Origin of the sequence: Salinarimonas soli, from assembly GCF_008386575.1 — a bacterium.
GTDB lineage: Bacteria > Pseudomonadota > Alphaproteobacteria > Rhizobiales > Beijerinckiaceae > Salinarimonas_A > Salinarimonas_A soli.
Genome location: NZ_VUOA01000063.1, coordinates 1 through 225, shown reverse-complemented (window position 1 = coordinate 225; position 225 = coordinate 1). Strand labels below are relative to the sequence as shown.

Genomic DNA, 225 nt, shown 5'->3' with positions numbered 1-225 from the left:
CAAGGAGATGGGCGCCCCCAACCTCACCGACGGCATCTGGCTCTACGGCTCGGAGAAGGCCGCGGTCGTCGAGACCCTCACCAACGGCCGCGGCGGCGTCATGCCCGCCTGGACCGGCCGCCTCGACGAGGCGACCATCAAGGCGCTGACGGTCTACGTGCACACGCTGGGGGGCGGGACGAAGTAGGGGCTCTCCCCTCTCCCCGATGGGAGAGGGGCCGGGGG

1 pseudogene is annotated in these 225 nt (G+C 72.0%); it reads left to right on the top strand.

The features are described 5' to 3' along the window. Positions 1–187 (top strand): annotated as a pseudogene (locus tag F0L46_RS25020) (cytochrome-c oxidase, cbb3-type subunit III); the annotation flags it as partial. Positions 188–225 lie beyond the last annotated feature (38 nt).